This is a genomic window from Ruegeria sp. BF12 (assembly GCF_056538705.1).
The window spans coordinates 546,693-561,573 of sequence record NZ_JBQFTP010000001.1 but is presented as its reverse complement, the minus strand read 5'-3'; the positions used below and the strand labels follow the sequence as shown (position 1 = coordinate 561,573).

Here is a 14,881-nt window from a genome sequence, read left to right as displayed (position 1 = left end):
ATTTGTTTAGGCAGCTTTTGCTTCGGGGTCGAAACGCCCATAGAAGCTTTGGCCTTTGTCCGCCATCTCACGCAGCAGCGGCGGGCATGCAAAGCGCTCGCCGTATTGCTCGGCCAGTTGGTCGCAACGCTCGGCCGCGTAAGGCGTGCCGATGATATCCAGCCAGCTCAGCGGGCCACCCGACCAAGGTGCAAAGCCCCAACCAAGGATCGCGCCCACGTCGCCTTCGCGGATATCTTCCAGAACGCCTTCTTCCAGCGCGCGCACCGCTTCCAAAACCTGAGCGAACATCAGACGTTCCTGAACTTCGATCAGATCAGGCTGGTCTTCGGCATGCGGATATTTCTCCTGCAGGCCCTTCCAGTACTCGGTGCGCTTGCCCTTTTCGTCATAGTCGAAGAACCCTGCATTCGCCTTGCGGCCCAGACGACCCTCTTCTTCCATCCAGAAGATCAGATCATCGCCCGGGTTTTCCGGGTAGGCATCGCCCATCGCGGCTTTGGTCGCACGAGCAATCTTGGCCCCCAGATCTATCGAGGTCTCGTCATTCAGTTGGATGGGTCCCACGGGGAAACCCAACTGACGTGCAGCGTTGTCGATCAGTACGGGGCTGACGCCTTCGGTGATCATACGCAGACCTTCGTTGATATAGGGGATGATGCAGCGGTTTGCGTAGAAGAAGCGCGCATCATTGACCACGATCGGCGTCTTGCGGATCTGGCGCACATAGTCCAGCGCCTTGGCCACCGCGCGATCACCGGTTTCCTTGCCTTTGATGATCTCGACCAGGAACATCTTCTCGACGGGCGAGAAGAAGTGGATGCCGATGAACTGATCTGGGCGCACGGATGCTTTGGCCAGATCGCTGATCGGCAGGGTCGAGGTGTTCGACGCAAAAATGCAGTCCTCGGGGATGATAGCCTCGACCTTCTTGGTCATCTCGGCCTTGACGCCCATGTCTTCGAAGACGGCTTCAATGATCAGATCACAGCCTTTGAGGTTGTCCAGATCCGGGGTCGCGGTGATGCGGGCCAGCATGGCTTCTTTTTTCTCAGCCGTGACCTTGCCGCGCTTCATACCTTTGTCCAGGTAGCTCTCGGTATAGGCCTTGCCCTTGTCCGCAGCCTCTTGGTCACGGTCGACCAGAACCACTTCCATTCCAGCCTGAGCCGACACCAGCGCGATACCGGCGCCCATCATGCCTGCACCCAGAACACCGATCTTCTTGACCGATTGGTCCGGAACGCCGGCAGGACGCACAGCGCCTTTTTCCAAAGCTTCCTTGTTCAGGAACAGCGACCGGATCATCGCGCCCGAGGATGGGTTCATCAGCACGGAAGTGAACCAACGCGCCTCGATTTTCAGTGCAGTGTCGAAATCGACCAGAGCACCCTCGTAAACCGCGCTCAGCAGAGCCTTGGCCGCAGGGAATGCGCCTTGGGTCTTGCCGTTCACCATCGCCGATGCACCAACGAAGTTCATAAAGCCAGCAGGATGGTAGGGGGCACCGCCGGGCATCTTGTAGCCCTTGGCGTCCCACGGCTTAACGATGTCTGCGTCCTTGGCGTTCAGTACCCATTCCTTAGCTGCGGCCATCGGGTCTGCCGCGATCTCGTCGATATAGCCAGCGCCCTTGGCTTTCTTGACGTCCAGCATCTTGCCTTCCAGCAGCAGCGGAGCCGCTGCAATCGCGCCAACTTTGCGGACCATCCGTGTGGTGCCACCCGCACCGGGGAAGATGCCGACCATGATCTCGGGCAGGCCGTATTTTGCCTTGGGGTTTTCGGCGGCAAAGATGCGGTGCGTGGACAGAGGCAGCTCCATGCCGATCCCCGCAGCGGTGCCTGGAAGAACGGTGGCAATCGGCTTGCCGCCCTTCTTGGTTTTGGGGTCCATGCCTGCCATCTCGATTTTACGCAGCAGGGCGTGCATCTGCATTGTGCCTTCGAACAGACCTTTTGCCGGGTTGTCGCCCGCCTGTTCCTTCATCACGGCCAGCAGGTTCAGGTCCATGCCCCCAGCAAATGAACCTTCCTTGCCCGAGGTGATGATGATGCCTTTGACCTCGTCATCGGCCAGCGCCTGGTCGATCTGATCGCTCAGCTGTGCCAGCCCGTCAAAGGACATCACGTTCATGGTTTTCCCGGGCACATCCCAGGTAATAATGGCGACGCCGTCCGCGTCTTTCGTCAGAGTGAATTCAGTCATTGTCATCTCCAATCTGGTCAGCCGTCAGCGGGCTGCCATCCTTGCGGGTGAAGGCGAATCCGTTCTCATCATCCTTCACCATCATGTCTATGTCGCTGTAATAGCCGGTCTCGGTCGGGGTCCGTGTGCCCACCACCAGAAAGGTCGCGGGCGCATCGGTTTTGTTCACAAGGTGGTGGCCATTGGCCTCACCTGCGGGCCAAGCGGCGCAATCGCCGGGCTGCATCTCATGCTCACCATCGTCATCAATCAGCACGCAGGTGCCGCTGAGCATGATGGCGAACTCGTCCTGCTCCATGTGGTAATGGCGCAGCGAAGACATGCCCTGCGGCTCAAGCCGCACGATGTTGACCCCGTATTGGGTCAGCCCGCCTGCATCACCGACACGCTGCACGAAACGACCTGCGGTCGCCTCGGCCAGCTTGCCGGGATAGGCCGAGCCGCCCTTGAACGGGATCTGTGAGAGATCCAGCTTGGGCATCAGACCCGCTCGATAATGGTTGCTGCACCCATGCCGGACGCGATGCAGAGCGTGGCCAGACCGGTTTCTTTGTCCTGACGCTCCAGCTCATCCAGCAGCGTGCCGATGATCATCGCACCGGTTGCGCCCAGCGGGTGACCCATCGCGATCGAGCCACCATTGGGGTTGACCAGCGCCGGATCCACGTCAAACGCCTGTTGGAAGCGCAGCACGACCGAGGCGAAGGCTTCGTTGACTTCGAACAGGTCCAGATCGCCGATCTTCATGCCGTTGTCGGCCAGGATCTTCTCGGTCACCGGAACAGGGCCGGTCAGCATGATGGTCGGGTCGGTGCCAATCTTGGCGGTTGCCTTGATGCGCGCGCGCGGCTTGAGGCCGTACTTCTCACCAAATTCCTTGTTGCCGATCAGAACGGCGGCCGCACCGTCCACGATGCCCGAGCTGTTGCCGGCATGGTGGATGTGGTTCACTCGCTCAAGATGCGGATATTTCAGCATCGCAACCTTGTCAAATCCGGGCATCTGCTCGCCCATCATCTGGAACGACGGGTTCAGCGCTCCGAGGCTCTGCATGTCAGTGCCCGGGCGCATGTATTCGTCGCGGTCCAGAATGGTCAGGCCGTTCTGGTCTTTGACGGTGATGACCGACTTTTCAAAACGGTTGTCGGCCCATGCTTCTGCGGCGCGCTTTTGCGATTCAACCGCCAGCGCGTCGGCGTCATCACGAGAGAAACCGTACTCAGTCGCAATGATGTCGGCCGAGATGCCCTGCGGAACGAAATAGGTATCCATCGCCAGCGAGGGGTCAACGGCAATTGCAGCACCGTCGCTGCCCATAGCCACGCGGCCCATCATCTCGACACCGCCAGCGATGTAGGCTTGGCCTGCGCCGCCTTTGACCTGGTTTGCGGCCAGGTTCACGGCTTCCATGCCGGAGGCGCAGAAGCGGTTGATTGCCAGACCGGGGATAGACTGATCCAGATCAGAGGCCAGAACCGCCGAGCGCGCAAGACAACCGCCTTGCTCCATCACTTGGGTGACGTTGCCCCAGATCACGTCTTCTACGGCGTGGCCTTCGAGGTTGTTACGCTCTTTCATCGCGTTCAGGGTCAGGGCGGACAGGCGCACCGAGGTTACCTCGTGCAGGCTGCCATCCTTGCGGCCCTTGCCGCGCGGGGTGCGCAGGGCGTCATAAATATATGCTTCGGTCATGGGTCTTCTCCTCAAGCTCGATCCGACGGGTTGCCGGGCATCAGGTCATAGGGGTGTTTCCAGCCAGGCTGCTCGGACAGACGAGTCAGCCAGGCGTCGATATGGGGCCAGTCGGCGCGGTCGAAACCGAATGGTTCGGGATAAAAAAGATAACTGCAACAGCTTAGATCGGCGTTCGTGACATCGTCGCCAACAATCCAGTCGCGGCCGTCCAGATGATCGTTCAACACTTGGTAAGCGGCCTTCAGGCGCCCCTGATTGAAAGCGATCACATCAGGATTGCGGTGCTGTTCCGGGAGGAAATTGATCAGGAAACGGGTCAGGCCGGCCATGGAGCTGAGCTTGTGATTGTCCCACAGCACCCAGCGCAGAATATCATAGTTTTCTTCCCGGGTCTTGCCGCCGAACTTGCCAGATTTTTCGGTCACATAGGCCTGAATGGCACCGGATTGACTGGTGCGAAAATCGCCGTCGATTAGAACGGGCGCTTCACCCATTTCATTGACTTCGGCGCGGTATTCGGGGGTACGTGTCACGCCTTTGAAGAAGTCGACAAAAACCGGTTCCCAATCCAACCCGGACATCTCCAGTGCCAAGGCAGCCTTGTAGCTGTTTCCGCTCTCGCCGAAGCAGTGAAGTTTTATGGTCATGTGATCGCCCCTCCCAAGGCGCATGGTGCGAAATCGAAACTCGCGTATTTCGAGAAAGACCAACCAATCGGCCATGTGCCGCCGGGGATGGTCTTGCCGAAAACACGCCCACCTAATTGCAGGTGGCTGATGTCCTTAACGTTTCCGATCGTCCAGTTCGGAATTGAAGATCCGTAAACGGTGGGTCAGATTGTCCTCGTTAATCACGCTTTTGAAGTTCTCGAACAGAAACGACAGTGCCTCTCCTTCGTCCAATCCAGCCTCGCGCGCGAATGCTTTGAGCTTGCGATACCCGTCCTCGGTCATTGCGACGGGAAAGCGGCGGGTCAGTCGAAAACGTTTTGGCATGTGGTTCCTCCGGTAAGTTGGGTCCGGGCAATGTTACCCGGACCCAGACTGTGATCAGAAGTTCGCTGCGTCCAGAGCCATGACCGTATCAGCACCCGTCTGGATGCGCGCCAGGTGCATCGCTGTCGCGGGCAGGCGGCGGGCCATGTAGAAACGGCCGGTGTTGATCTTGGTCTCGTAGAACTCTTTGTCCGAGGCTCCTCCGTCCAGGGCTTCCTGAGCGGCCTTGGCCATCTGCGCCCACATCAGGCCCAGGCAGACATGGCCGAACATGTGCATGAAGTCATAGGAACCGGACAAAGCGTTGTTCGGGTTCTTCATGCCTTCCTGCATGAAGTACATGCCAGCGGATTGCAGGTCCTTGGACGCAGCTTTCAACGGTTCGATGAACGCCTTGTCATAGGCTTCGTCCTTGCCACTGCTTTCCTTGCAGAAGGATTTGACCATTTCAAAGAAGGCCATGACATGCTTGCCGCCATCCTGTGCCAGTTTACGGCCGACAAGGTCCAGCGCCTGAACGCCGTTTGCACCTTCGTAGATCATGGCGATGCGGGCGTCGCGGGTGTACTGTGACATGCCCCATTCTTCGATGTAACCGTGGCCACCATAAACCTGCTGTGCCTGTACGGTCATGTCGTAGCCTTCATCCGTCAGGAAGCCCTTGATGACCGGCGTCAGCAGCGAGATCAGCCCGTCCGCGTCCTTGTCACCCGAGCGGTGCGCCTTGTCGATCATGGTCGCGCCCCACAGGATGAACGCGCGCGCGCCTTCGGTGAAGCTCTTCTGGTCCATCAGGTTGCGGCGGATGTCGGGGTGAACGATCAGCGGATCGGCGGGGCCGTCCGGATTCTTTGCACCGGTCACATCGCGACCCTGCAAGCGGTCCTTGGCGTATTCGACGGCATTCTGGTAGGCGGCTTCGGCCTGAGACAGGCCCTGCATGCCCACACCCAGACGCGCTTCGTTCATCATGGTGAACATGGCGCGCATGCCTTTATGCTCCTCACCCAGCAGCCAGCCGGTGGCTTCGTCATAGTTCATGACGCAGGTCGAGTTGCCGTGGATGCCCATCTTCTCTTCGATCTTGCCGACCGAAACACCGTTTCGTTCGCCTGGCGTACCGTCTTCATTGACGATGAACTTTGGCACGATGAACAGCGATACGCCCTTGATGCCCTCGGGGCCACCCGGGATCTTGGCCAGCACCAGATGGATGATGTTGTCGGCCATGTCGTGATCACCTGACGAGATAAAGATCTTCTGTCCCGAAATCTTGAAGCTGCCGTCACCCTGTGGTTCCGCCTTGGTGCGCATCAGGCCCAGATCGGTGCCGCAATGCGGTTCGGTCAGGTTCATGGTGCCGGTCCATTCACAGCTGACCATGTTGGGCAGGTACTTGTTCTTCTGCTCGTCGGTTCCGTGGGCGAGGATTGCCGACGCCGCGCCGTGCGTCAGGCCCTGGTACATCACGAATGCCTGGTTTGCAGCCGAAAACATTTCACCAACGGCGGTGCCCAGAACGTAAGGCATGTTCTGGCCGCCATACTCTTCCGGCATGTCGAGGCCAGTCCAGCCACCTTCTTTCATCTGCTCGAAGGCGTCTTTGAACCCGGTGGGGGTATAAACGATACCGTTTTCCAGACGGCACCCTTCGGTGTCCCCCACTACGTTCAACGGATGCAGAACGTTGGTGGCAACCTTGCCTGCTTCTTCCAGAACCGCGCCGGTGAATTCGGCTTCGAGCTCGTTGTAGCCCGGAACATCGGACTCCGAGACTTTCAGAACATCGTGCAGGATGAACTGCGTATCTTTGGTTGGCGCGTTATAGACGGGCATGTGAAGCTCCCTTTAATTCATATGTCCGGGTGGCAGGCAGGCGAGGGGGTTACTCGGCAGCCTTTTTGTCTTGTTTCATCGAGGCGATAACTTTTTCGCCCCAACGCAACTGTTCTTTCAGGTCGTCGATGGCTTGCGTGAGCTCTTCACGGCGCGCTTCCATATCCTCCAGACGTTCGCACGCGATTTCGTAGGTGCGGGATATCTGGGTCAGTTGCTGGTCGCCTACATGGTAGAGATCCAGAAGCTGGCGGATTTCCTCAAGGCTGAAACCAAAGCGCTTGCCGCGCAGGATCAGTTTCAGGCGGGCACGGTCACTTTTGGTGAACAGCCGTTTTTGGCCTTCACGGATAGGAAACAAAAGCTCCTTGGCTTCGTAGAACCGCAAGGTGCGCGGCGTGACATCATATGTCTCGCACATTTCGCGGATGGTCATCAGATCTTCGGTCATGGTCTTAGCACTCTCGTCACTGGCGTCTATGAAAGTCAGGTGCGCAGTCGATGCGCACGTTACAACACGTAGATGACGTTCACGTAATGCGAACGCTGCGTCACAAATTAAGTTTACGTAACATCCTCACGCGTCAAGGCGCGGATTGCCGACTTTTTTCGGGTTTGACGTAACGGAACTCTGGGCGAGGAAAGACGCGCCACGACGCTGGCGCACCCGAAGGTACACCCGGAGCTACCGGAGTTCGCGTCATTTTCTAGGTGCCAAAAGGCGGCGGGGTGAGAATCAATTCAGCGATTTGGCTGTCTGATCGCGCATGTGGGTCAGGGCTTCGATCGCTTCATCCAGCTGTTGCCTTTGCTTATTCAGCTCGACGATCTGTTTGTCTGCCACTTCAACAAAGGCCTGCATCTGGACCTCGTTGCCTTCGTTTTCATAGATCAGCAACCACTGTCGTATATCTTCCAGCGAAAACCCGTATTTGCGGCCGCGCAGGATCAAGGTCATGCGCGCGCATTCCCTGGGGCCATAAAAACGCGACCTGCCTTCCCGGTCGGGCTGCAGCAGCTCGATGTATTCATAGTAGCGCAGGGTACGCGGAGTCACGTCGAACTCAGCGCACATCTCTTTGAATGACAAACGGTTGTCGGACATTCCTGATCTCCTCTGCGGCAGCCTATGTTTTGTCCGCGGCAAGCGCAACCGGTGGGCTTGCTCTTTTGGCGGACACAGGCTCATAAAGGGATAAACCAAATTAACGGATTCAAGTACATGGTCGACAAAGCCGCAATTGCGCGCCAGTTCATCGAGGCGATCCCGCATGCCAGGGCATTGGGTTTGAAGCTGACCACAATCGGCAATGGCGAAGCCGGGATAACTATGCCCTACAGCAAGGAGTTGGTCGGTGACCCGCGAACCGGCGTTATTCATGGCGGCGCGGTTTTTGCAGCTTTGGATACCTGTTGCGGCGCAGCGGTCATGAGCCACCCTTCCGCCCCTGGCGGTACGGCGACAATTGACCTGCGGATCGACTATATGCGCGCTGCAACACCGGGGCAAACCATCACGACGCATGCGACCTGCTATCACATCACCCGGAACGTCGCCTTCGTCCGAGCCACGGCGATGGACGAAGATGAGGGCCTTCCGGTGGCCACCGCTGCGGGCTCATTCACTGTGGAGGGCTTGTGATGGCGCGTCCTCGTCCCGAACCCGTTCAGGTCGTCAAACAGCGCCGGGATGCGGCGTTGAATGCGATTGTCGAAGGCGTGCCTTACATTCGTTTCCTCGACATCGGCTTTGACCGCCGGGGCGATGAATTAACAGGCGTTTTGAACTTCGACGAAAAGCTGATCGGAAACCCTCTGCTACCCGCGCTGCACGGCGGAGTCACAGCGGCCTTCCTCGAGGTCACGGCTGTTATCACGCTCAGTTGGGACTATTTCCTGCCAAAAATTGAAAGCGGTGAGCTGGATGCCAGTGACATTGCCGGATATGAGCGGGTGCGCTTTCCCAAGACAGTCGATTTCACCGTCGATTATCTGAGATCCGGCTTGCCGCGAGATGCTTACGCCCGCGCATTCATCAGTCGGGCAGGGCGGCGTTATGCTTCGGTGCGCGTTGAAGCCTGGCAGGACAATCACTCGCGGCTGTTTGCACAGGCTTCGGGGCATTTCCTGATGCCGCAGCCGAAACCCACCGACAAGTAGGGAAAGATGCAGGACGCCTCGGCACCCATCACGCATAAGCGGGTGCTCAAGATCGCAGCACCGATCGTCTTGTCCAATGCGACGGTCCCAATTCTGGGCGCCGTGGATACGGGTGTCGTAGGGCAGATGGGCCAGGCCGCTCCGATCGGCGCCGTCGGTATGGGTGCCGTCATTCTGGCGACGATCTACTGGGTCTTCGGGTTCCTGCGCATGGGGACCACGGGACTTGCCGCGCAGGCGCGCGGGGCGGGGGACACGGCCGAAACCGGTGCCCTTTTGATGCGCGGGCTGCTGCTGGGCGGAGCAGCAGGTGCGTTCTTTGTCCTGACACAAATCTGGGTGTTTTGGGGTGCATTTGCCCTGTCGCCGGCCAGCGCCGAGGTCGAAGCGCTGACCCGCGCCTATCTGGAAATCCGCATCTGGGGCGCGCCGGCCACGATTGCGCTCTATGCCGTGACCGGTTGGCTGATCGCGGTCGAGCGTACAAAAGGCGTGTTCGTTCTGCAGGTCTGGATGAACGGGCTCAACATCCTGCTGGACCTTTGGTTCGTCCTCGGTCTGGGTTGGGGCGTCGAGGGTGTTGCCATTGCGACGCTGATTGCCGAGTGGACCGGACTGGCACTTGGCCTTTGGTTGTGCCGCGATGCGTTCAGTGGAAACCAATGGCGTGACTGGCCAAGGATTTTCGACGCTGCCCGCCTGCGCCGGATGATGCAGGTGAACGGGGATATCATGGTGCGGTCGGTCCTGCTGACCGGTTCGTTTACGACGTTCCTGTTCGTCGGGTCCGATCTGGGGGATGTCAATCTGGCAGCCAATCAAGTGCTGCTGCAGTTTCTTGAGATTACGGCCTTTGCCCTGGACGGCTTTGCTTTTTCTGCCGAAGCGCTAGTGGGCGGCGCGGTTGGGGCGCGTGACCGCGTTCAGGTTCGTCGTGCGTCCATCATGGCGTCGCAATGGGGCGTTGGCGGAGCCTTTGCGCTGGGTCTTGTTTTCTTCCTTGCCGGACCGGCACTGATTGATGTGATGTCAACCTCGCCTGAGGTTCGGGTTGCCGCGCGCGAGTTCCTGTTCTGGGCTGCGCTTGCCCCGGTGATCGGCGTGGCCAGCTGGATGTTCGACGGTATCTACATCGGCGCGACTTGGACGCGTGCCATGCGGCAGGCGATGATCCAGTCCGTCGCGATCTATGTCGTGGCCTTGTTCGTGCTGGTCCCTACTTTCGGTAACCACGGCCTCTGGGCCGCGCTGATGGTCCTGAACATCGCGCGCGGGGTCACGCTGGGTTGGCGGTACCCCCGACTGGAAGCGCAGATTGCTTAAAGCAAGGCCATCAGGTTCTCCGGCGGCCGACCGATTGCCGCTTTGTCGCCGGCAGTGGCCAAAGGGCGCTCGATCAGGATTGGATTTTCGGCCATCGCCTTGATCAGATCATCCTCGGACGTGGTTTTCGTCAGGCCCAGTTCCTTGAACCGCTTCTCGCCGGTGCGCATCATACCTATTGCGGGAATGCCCAGTTGGGATAGTACGGCGCGCAGCTCATCTGCAGATGGCGCGTCCTCCAGGTACTTACGAACTTCGACAGATGCGCCGTTCTCTTCCAGCAGCGCCAGACCGGCGCGGGACTTTGAACAGCGCGGGTTGTGCCAGTATTCAATCACAGCCAATCCTCTCGCTTACTGCCAACGGCCTGATCGACCGATGAGAACCCGTCCTTAGCCAGCAAGTCGTCCAGCCCCCGGGCAATCTCGGCCGCCAGAGATATGCCGCCGTAGACCATTGCCGTATAGAACTGCACGGCTAAAGCTCCGGCGCAAATCTTGTCATAAGCCTGCTGGGCAGAGCTGATCCCACCGACCCCGATCAACGGGATTTGTCCGTCGGTCAGCTGACTCAGGTGCGCCAGAATACGGGTCGATTTCTCGAACAATGGCGCGCCGGACAGCCCGCCAGCCTGATCCTTGTGGACGCTGCGCAAACCGTCGCGGGACAGGGTTGTGTTGGTGGCAATCACCGCATCCACATGCGTTTCGCGCGCCACTTCGGCGATGTCTTGCAGCTCAGCTTCGGTCAGGTCCGGCGCAATCTTCAGAAAGATCGGCAAAGGCCGGGGCAAGGCGTCGCGCGTCTCGATCACGCCCCCCAGCAAGGCACCCAGCGCGGCCTTGCCCTGAAGATCACGCAGCTTTTCCGTGTTCGGGGACGAGACATTGACCGTGGCAAAATCCAGATGTTCGGCGCAATGGGCAAGCACTTTGGCAAAATCACCGGGGCGGTCATCGCTGTCCTTGTTGGCCCCAAGATTCAGACCGATCACTGCGTTTTTGGGGCGGTTGGCCAGACGGCGCGCCATGACCTCCATGCCTTCGTTGTTGAACCCGAAGCGGTTGATCGCAGCCGTATCTTCGGTCAGGCGGAACAGCCGTGGCTTGGGATTGCCGGGTTGTGGCCGCGGGGTCACGGCACCCACCTCGATAAAGCCAAATCCGGCCTGTGACAGAGGCGTCAGAACCTCTCCGTTTTTGTCAAACCCTGCGGCAAGACCAACTGGGTTCGGCAGGTCCAATCCTGCAACTCGCGTGCGCAGCCGAGACGACGTAACCGGCCCCGGCGTTGGGGCCAGCCCGGCCTTCAGTGCCTTGATAGACAGCCCGTGCGCGGTCTCGGGGTCCATCCGGTGCAGGGCGCTCAGGCCCAGTTTTTCGATCAGGTTCATCCAAAAGCCTCTCCGCCCCGGGCGGGGGTACAACGAATAAGGCGCGAGGTCGCCACAGCCGCCTGACGGTGAACAACGGCCTTTTGATAATCGGGGTCTGTCACCATTTCCAGAAAGGTGTGCGCCGTAGGATAGCTGGCGACAAAGACCTCGTCCCACGTTTCGTCCTGAGGTCCGATCAGCGTCGTCTGAAACGCGCCGCGCCACAGGATCGAGGCGCCAAGACGGGCAATGATCGGGGCGGTCTCTGCCCCATATTTGCCATACGCCTGCGCGCCGGTCAGACCCGCGCCTGCAAGTTCGTGATCTTCGGGATACTCTGCGTTGTCGCGGAATTTCACCAGATTCAGCATCTCGATCGGGTGGTCGCGATCCAGCCCCTTGAACGCCTCGAACTGTGCGCGGTCCGGGTCGATGAAGGCGGTCATTTCATATCCTGCGGGAACTGATGTGCGGTTCCGTCAAAGGGCAGGGCGCGCGACCAGACGACGTCTGTCATTCTGATCTGTCGATAAAGATGCGGGAACAAGGCGCCACCCCGCGAAACCTCCCATTTCAGGTCGTCGCCCATCGCGTCGGCGTCGCAGGCCAGCAGCGTCAGCCCCTCGACACCAGCGAAGTGTTTGGCCGCCGTTTCCTCGGCCTGTTCGGCCGTCGAGAAATGCACATACCCGTCGGAAACATCAATCGGCGCCCCATCTGATGCACCTTGCGCTTGCAGCGTTGCCCATTCGTCGGCACGGAAAATTTTGTAAATCAGCATGGGGTCGTGATGCACCGGGCCACGGGTAGAATCAAGCCGGATTTCCCCCTTTGACTCTTGGCGTTGCGCGTCGCAACATCGCCGCAATGAACAATAGGGAGTTAAACTATGCTCACCCGTCTTTTGACATCAGCCGCTGTACTGAGTTTGACATCAGGCATGGCGCTGGCCGAGTACAAGCTGACGATTCTGCACACTAACGATTTCCACTCGCGTTTCGAGCCGATCAACAAATATGACAGCGGTTGTGGTGACGAGGACAATGCTGAAGGCAAGTGTTTCGGCGGTTCCGCGCGTCTGGTTACCGCAGTAAACGACGCACGTGCACGGGCCGAGAACTCGATTCTTGTCGATGGTGGGGACCAGTTCCAGGGATCGCTGTTCTATACCTACTACAAGGGTAAGGTCGCGGCCGAGTTTATGAATAAGCTGGGTTATGACGCGATGACGGTGGGCAACCACGAATTCGACGACGGCCCCGAGGTTCTGCGCGGCTTTATCGACTCGGTCGACTTCCCGGTACTGATGTCCAATGCGGATATTGCCGATGAAGAGTTGCTGACCGACAAGATCAAGAAATCGACCGTTATTGAAGTCGGTGGCGAAAAGATTGGCCTGATCGGCTTGACACCAATCGACACTGATGAGCTCGCCTCGCCCGGTCCAAACATCACGTTCTCGGATCCGGTTCCTGCGGTTCAGGCCGAGGTCGACAAGCTGACCGGCGAGGGCATCAACAAGATCATCGTGCTCAGCCACTCGGGCTATGGGGTGGACCAACGTGTCGCGCAAGAGACGACCGGAGTTGACGTAATCGTTGGCGGTCACTCGAACACCTACCTGTCGAACACCTCGGACAAGGCTGCGGGCCCGTACCCGACCGTAGTCAACGGCGTCCAGATCGTTCAGGCCTATGCCTACGGTAAATTCCTGGGCGAACTGAACGTGACCTTCGACGATGACGGCAATGTCGTTTCAGCAGCGGGTGAGCCGCTGATCATGGATAACACTGTCACCGAGGATCAGGCCGCTCTGGACCGTATCGCCGAGCTGGCCGTGCCTCTGGACGAAATTCGCAACAAGGTGGTCGCAAACGCTGCTGACGCTATCGAAGGTGATCGCGCAGTTTGTCGGATTCAGGAATGCCAGATGGGCAACCTTGTGGCCGACGCCATGCTGGCGCGGGTCGCGGATCAGGGTGCTCAGATCGCAATTGCCAACTCGGGCGGATTGCGTGCCTCGATCGATCCTGGCGACGTGACCATGGGTGAAGTGCTGACCGTGCTGCCCTTCCAGAACACGCTTTCGACCTTTGAGATCACCGGTCAGGTCGTGATCGATGCGCTGGAAAACGGCGTCAGCCAGGTCGAAGAGGTCAAAGGTCGCTTCCCGCAGGTTGCTGGGCTGACCTTCACCTGGGATCCGAGCGTTGCGCCGAATGAAGGTCGTATCCAGGAAGTTATGGTCGCCGAAGGTGACGGGTTTGTTCCGATCGACCCTGCAGCAACTTATCTGGTCGTAACCAACAATTACGTCCGCAACGGCGGTGACGGGTACAAGATGTTCGAAGGCGACGACAAGAACGCCTACGACTTTGGCCCCGATCTGGCTGATGTCACGGCAGAGTATCTGGCAGAGAACGCGCCATACCAGCCGTACCTGGATGGGCGCATCAAGCAGAAGTAATTTTGCTTTGACAAACAACCCAAAAAGGCCGCGTTCGACGCGGCCTTTTCTATAGTAAAGTCGGATGTGATCCGAGTGCGTTCGAATAGCTTTGAGCCCGGTCAGGCTGCGCGGGCTGTATGAATCTGAAAGCAATGAAACAGGGGCAATGGCCATGTGCGGACGGTTTGCTGTTACGCTTCCCAACGATGCGATGGCGCAGCTGTTTGCGGCCCGTCCGGCGAACACTCTGCCGGCTGTGCCAAATTTCAACGTTTGCCCGACCAATCAGGTCCATGTGGTTCGGGCTGGAGAAAACGGTCGCACGCTTGATCCTCTGCGCTGGGGATTTCTGCCGCATTGGTACAAGGCGGAAAACGCCGGCCCATTGCTGATCAATGCGCGGGCTGAAACGCTGGCCGAAAAACCAGCCTTTCGCGCCGCATGCCGCGAGCGCCGCTGCCTTATCGCGGCTACCGGGTTTTATGAATGGACCAAGACGGAGCAGGGCGACAGGCTGCCGTGGTACATTTTCCGTCAGGACGAGGCACCGATCGCTTTTGCCGGTGTCTGGCAGGATTGGGGGCCCGAGGAGGCGCGACAGGGCACCTGCGCCATCGTGACGACCGCCGCCAACCGTCACCTCAGCGCGATTCATCACCGCATGCCACTGATCCTTGAGCCCGAAGACTGGGCACTATGGTTGGGGGAGGCTGGAAAAGGGGCCGCGCGTCTGATGCGGCCGGGGGCCGAGGATATCCTCAGCTTTCACCGCGTCGACCCGACTGTGAACTCGAACCGCGCCAGGGGGCCGGAGTTGATTGAACCGATCCAGGACTAGCC

The 14,881-nt window shown here is 59.0% G+C and carries 17 protein-coding genes; 5 read left to right on the top strand and 12 right to left on the bottom strand.

The features are described from left to right. Positions 1-6 precede the first annotated feature (6 nt). The 8 genes from ACR0J0_RS02855 to ACR0J0_RS02820 all read right to left on the bottom strand — a co-directional run bounded on the left by ACR0J0_RS02855 (position 7) and on the right by ACR0J0_RS02820 (position 7,839). Positions 7-2,208: a 3-hydroxyacyl-CoA dehydrogenase NAD-binding domain-containing protein gene (locus tag ACR0J0_RS02855; protein ID WP_480661180.1), complete on the bottom strand. Its 2,202-nt coding sequence runs from the start codon at positions 2,206-2,208 to the stop codon at positions 7-9. After that, positions 2,201-2,689 (bottom strand): cupin domain-containing protein, encoded by a 489-nt coding sequence (locus tag ACR0J0_RS02850; protein WP_480661179.1) that lies wholly within the window; start codon positions 2,687-2,689, stop codon positions 2,201-2,203. Before ACR0J0_RS02850 ends, ACR0J0_RS02855 begins: the two co-directional genes overlap by 8 nt. Continuing rightward, positions 2,689-3,900, bottom strand: a complete 1,212-nt coding sequence (locus ACR0J0_RS02845) for an acetyl-CoA C-acetyltransferase (protein WP_480661178.1) — start codon at positions 3,898-3,900, stop codon at positions 2,689-2,691. Before ACR0J0_RS02845 ends, ACR0J0_RS02850 begins: the two co-directional genes overlap by 1 nt. An 11-nt stretch (positions 3,901-3,911) precedes the next feature. Further along, the gene (locus tag ACR0J0_RS02840) at positions 3,912-4,550 is read right to left on the bottom strand and encodes a glutathione S-transferase family protein (protein ID WP_480661177.1); all 639 of its coding nucleotides are present in this window, start codon (positions 4,548-4,550) and stop codon (positions 3,912-3,914) included. 135 nt (positions 4,551-4,685) lie between these two features. Then, positions 4,686-4,898 carry a hypothetical protein gene (locus tag ACR0J0_RS02835; RefSeq protein WP_480661176.1) on the bottom strand — a complete coding sequence of 71 codons (213 nt, stop codon included), beginning with the start codon at positions 4,896-4,898 and terminating at the stop codon, positions 4,686-4,688. A 54-nt stretch (positions 4,899-4,952) separates the two neighbouring features. Continuing rightward, a complete protein-coding gene (locus ACR0J0_RS02830) occupies positions 4,953-6,734 on the bottom strand; it encodes an acyl-CoA dehydrogenase C-terminal domain-containing protein (protein ID WP_480661175.1) in 1,782 nt (593 codons plus the stop codon). A 49-nt stretch (positions 6,735-6,783) separates the two neighbouring features. Further along, positions 6,784-7,185, bottom strand: a complete 402-nt coding sequence (locus tag ACR0J0_RS02825; protein ID WP_170417747.1) for a MerR family transcriptional regulator — start codon at positions 7,183-7,185, stop codon at positions 6,784-6,786. A 285-nt stretch (positions 7,186-7,470) separates the two neighbouring features. Further along, positions 7,471-7,839, bottom strand: a complete 369-nt coding sequence (locus ACR0J0_RS02820) for a MerR family transcriptional regulator (RefSeq protein WP_480661174.1) — start codon at positions 7,837-7,839, stop codon at positions 7,471-7,473. Positions 7,840-7,956: 117 nt separating this feature from the next. Between ACR0J0_RS02820 and ACR0J0_RS02815 the strand changes: the two genes are divergently transcribed. The 3 genes from ACR0J0_RS02815 to ACR0J0_RS02805 are packed head-to-tail and all read left to right on the top strand — an operon-like array spanning position 7,957 to position 10,217. After that, on the top strand, positions 7,957-8,376 hold the full coding sequence (locus tag ACR0J0_RS02815) for a PaaI family thioesterase (protein ID WP_480661173.1): 420 nt from the start codon (positions 7,957-7,959) through the stop codon (positions 8,374-8,376). Then, entirely contained in the window at positions 8,376-8,894 is a 519-nt protein-coding gene (locus tag ACR0J0_RS02810; protein ID WP_480661172.1) for a PaaI family thioesterase, read from the top strand. Before ACR0J0_RS02815 ends, ACR0J0_RS02810 begins: the two co-directional genes overlap by 1 nt. Before the next feature lie 6 nt (positions 8,895-8,900). Beyond that, a complete protein-coding gene (locus ACR0J0_RS02805; protein ID WP_480661171.1) occupies positions 8,901-10,217 on the top strand; it encodes an MATE family efflux transporter in 1,317 nt (438 codons plus the stop codon). Here ACR0J0_RS02805 and arsC read toward each other — a convergent pair. Genes arsC through ACR0J0_RS02785 form a run of 4 tightly spaced genes read right to left on the bottom strand, consistent with a single transcriptional unit; the run spans position 10,214 to position 12,373 of the window. Continuing rightward, on the bottom strand, positions 10,214-10,555 hold the full coding sequence (arsC, locus tag ACR0J0_RS02800; RefSeq protein WP_480661217.1) for an arsenate reductase (glutaredoxin): 342 nt from the start codon (positions 10,553-10,555) through the stop codon (positions 10,214-10,216). The genes ACR0J0_RS02805 and arsC overlap by 4 nt on opposite strands. After that, positions 10,552-11,610 (bottom strand): quinone-dependent dihydroorotate dehydrogenase, encoded by a 1,059-nt coding sequence (locus ACR0J0_RS02795; protein ID WP_480661170.1) that lies wholly within the window; start codon positions 11,608-11,610, stop codon positions 10,552-10,554. The genes arsC and ACR0J0_RS02795 overlap by 4 nt, the downstream gene beginning before the upstream one ends. Beyond that, on the bottom strand, positions 11,607-12,038 hold the full coding sequence (locus ACR0J0_RS02790) for a DUF1330 domain-containing protein (protein ID WP_480661169.1): 432 nt from the start codon (positions 12,036-12,038) through the stop codon (positions 11,607-11,609). The genes ACR0J0_RS02795 and ACR0J0_RS02790 overlap by 4 nt, the downstream gene beginning before the upstream one ends. Then, on the bottom strand, positions 12,035-12,373 hold the full coding sequence (locus ACR0J0_RS02785; protein WP_480661168.1) for a DUF952 domain-containing protein: 339 nt from the start codon (positions 12,371-12,373) through the stop codon (positions 12,035-12,037). Before ACR0J0_RS02785 ends, ACR0J0_RS02790 begins: the two co-directional genes overlap by 4 nt. A gap of 108 nt (positions 12,374-12,481) precedes the next feature. Between ACR0J0_RS02785 and ACR0J0_RS02780 the strand changes: the two genes are divergently transcribed. Both ACR0J0_RS02780 and ACR0J0_RS02775 read left to right on the top strand, forming a co-directional pair. Continuing rightward, positions 12,482-14,059 (top strand): bifunctional metallophosphatase/5'-nucleotidase, encoded by a 1,578-nt coding sequence (locus tag ACR0J0_RS02780; protein ID WP_480661167.1) that lies wholly within the window; start codon positions 12,482-12,484, stop codon positions 14,057-14,059. A gap of 154 nt (positions 14,060-14,213) precedes the next feature. After that, positions 14,214-14,879: an SOS response-associated peptidase gene (locus ACR0J0_RS02775; RefSeq protein WP_480661166.1), complete on the top strand. Its 666-nt coding sequence runs from the start codon at positions 14,214-14,216 to the stop codon at positions 14,877-14,879. The last annotated feature ends 2 nt before the right edge of the window (positions 14,880-14,881 follow it).

What these genes read in the sequence shown, in the direction of transcription:
- ACR0J0_RS02795 (WP_480661170.1), bottom strand. Translation starts at nt 11,610, where the DNA reads ATGAACCTGATCGAAAAACTGGGCCTGAGCGCCCTGCACCGGATGGAC.
- ACR0J0_RS02775 (WP_480661166.1), top strand. Translation starts at nt 14,214, where the DNA reads ATGTGCGGACGGTTTGCTGTTACGCTTCCCAACGATGCGATGGCGCAG.
- ACR0J0_RS02780 (WP_480661167.1), top strand. Translation starts at nt 12,482, where the DNA reads ATGCTCACCCGTCTTTTGACATCAGCCGCTGTACTGAGTTTGACATCA.
- ACR0J0_RS02835 (WP_480661176.1), bottom strand. Translation starts at nt 4,898, where the DNA reads ATGCCAAAACGTTTTCGACTGACCCGCCGCTTTCCCGTCGCAATGACC.
- ACR0J0_RS02845 (WP_480661178.1), bottom strand. Translation starts at nt 3,900, where the DNA reads ATGACCGAAGCATATATTTATGACGCCCTGCGCACCCCGCGCGGCAAG.
- ACR0J0_RS02850 (WP_480661179.1), bottom strand. Translation starts at nt 2,689, where the DNA reads ATGCCCAAGCTGGATCTCTCACAGATCCCGTTCAAGGGCGGCTCGGCC.
- ACR0J0_RS02805 (WP_480661171.1), top strand. Translation starts at nt 8,901, where the DNA reads ATGCAGGACGCCTCGGCACCCATCACGCATAAGCGGGTGCTCAAGATC.
- ACR0J0_RS02830 (WP_480661175.1), bottom strand. Translation starts at nt 6,734, where the DNA reads ATGCCCGTCTATAACGCGCCAACCAAAGATACGCAGTTCATCCTGCAC.
- ACR0J0_RS02855 (WP_480661180.1), bottom strand. Translation starts at nt 2,208, where the DNA reads ATGACTGAATTCACTCTGACGAAAGACGCGGACGGCGTCGCCATTATT.
- ACR0J0_RS02840 (WP_480661177.1), bottom strand. Translation starts at nt 4,550, where the DNA reads ATGACCATAAAACTTCACTGCTTCGGCGAGAGCGGAAACAGCTACAAG.
- ACR0J0_RS02825 (WP_170417747.1), bottom strand. Translation starts at nt 7,185, where the DNA reads ATGACCGAAGATCTGATGACCATCCGCGAAATGTGCGAGACATATGAT.
- ACR0J0_RS02815 (WP_480661173.1), top strand. Translation starts at nt 7,957, where the DNA reads ATGGTCGACAAAGCCGCAATTGCGCGCCAGTTCATCGAGGCGATCCCG.
- ACR0J0_RS02820 (WP_480661174.1), bottom strand. Translation starts at nt 7,839, where the DNA reads ATGTCCGACAACCGTTTGTCATTCAAAGAGATGTGCGCTGAGTTCGAC.
- ACR0J0_RS02810 (WP_480661172.1), top strand. Translation starts at nt 8,376, where the DNA reads ATGGCGCGTCCTCGTCCCGAACCCGTTCAGGTCGTCAAACAGCGCCGG.
- ACR0J0_RS02785 (WP_480661168.1), bottom strand. Translation starts at nt 12,373, where the DNA reads ATGCTGATTTACAAAATTTTCCGTGCCGACGAATGGGCAACGCTGCAA.
- ACR0J0_RS02790 (WP_480661169.1), bottom strand. Translation starts at nt 12,038, where the DNA reads ATGACCGCCTTCATCGACCCGGACCGCGCACAGTTCGAGGCGTTCAAG.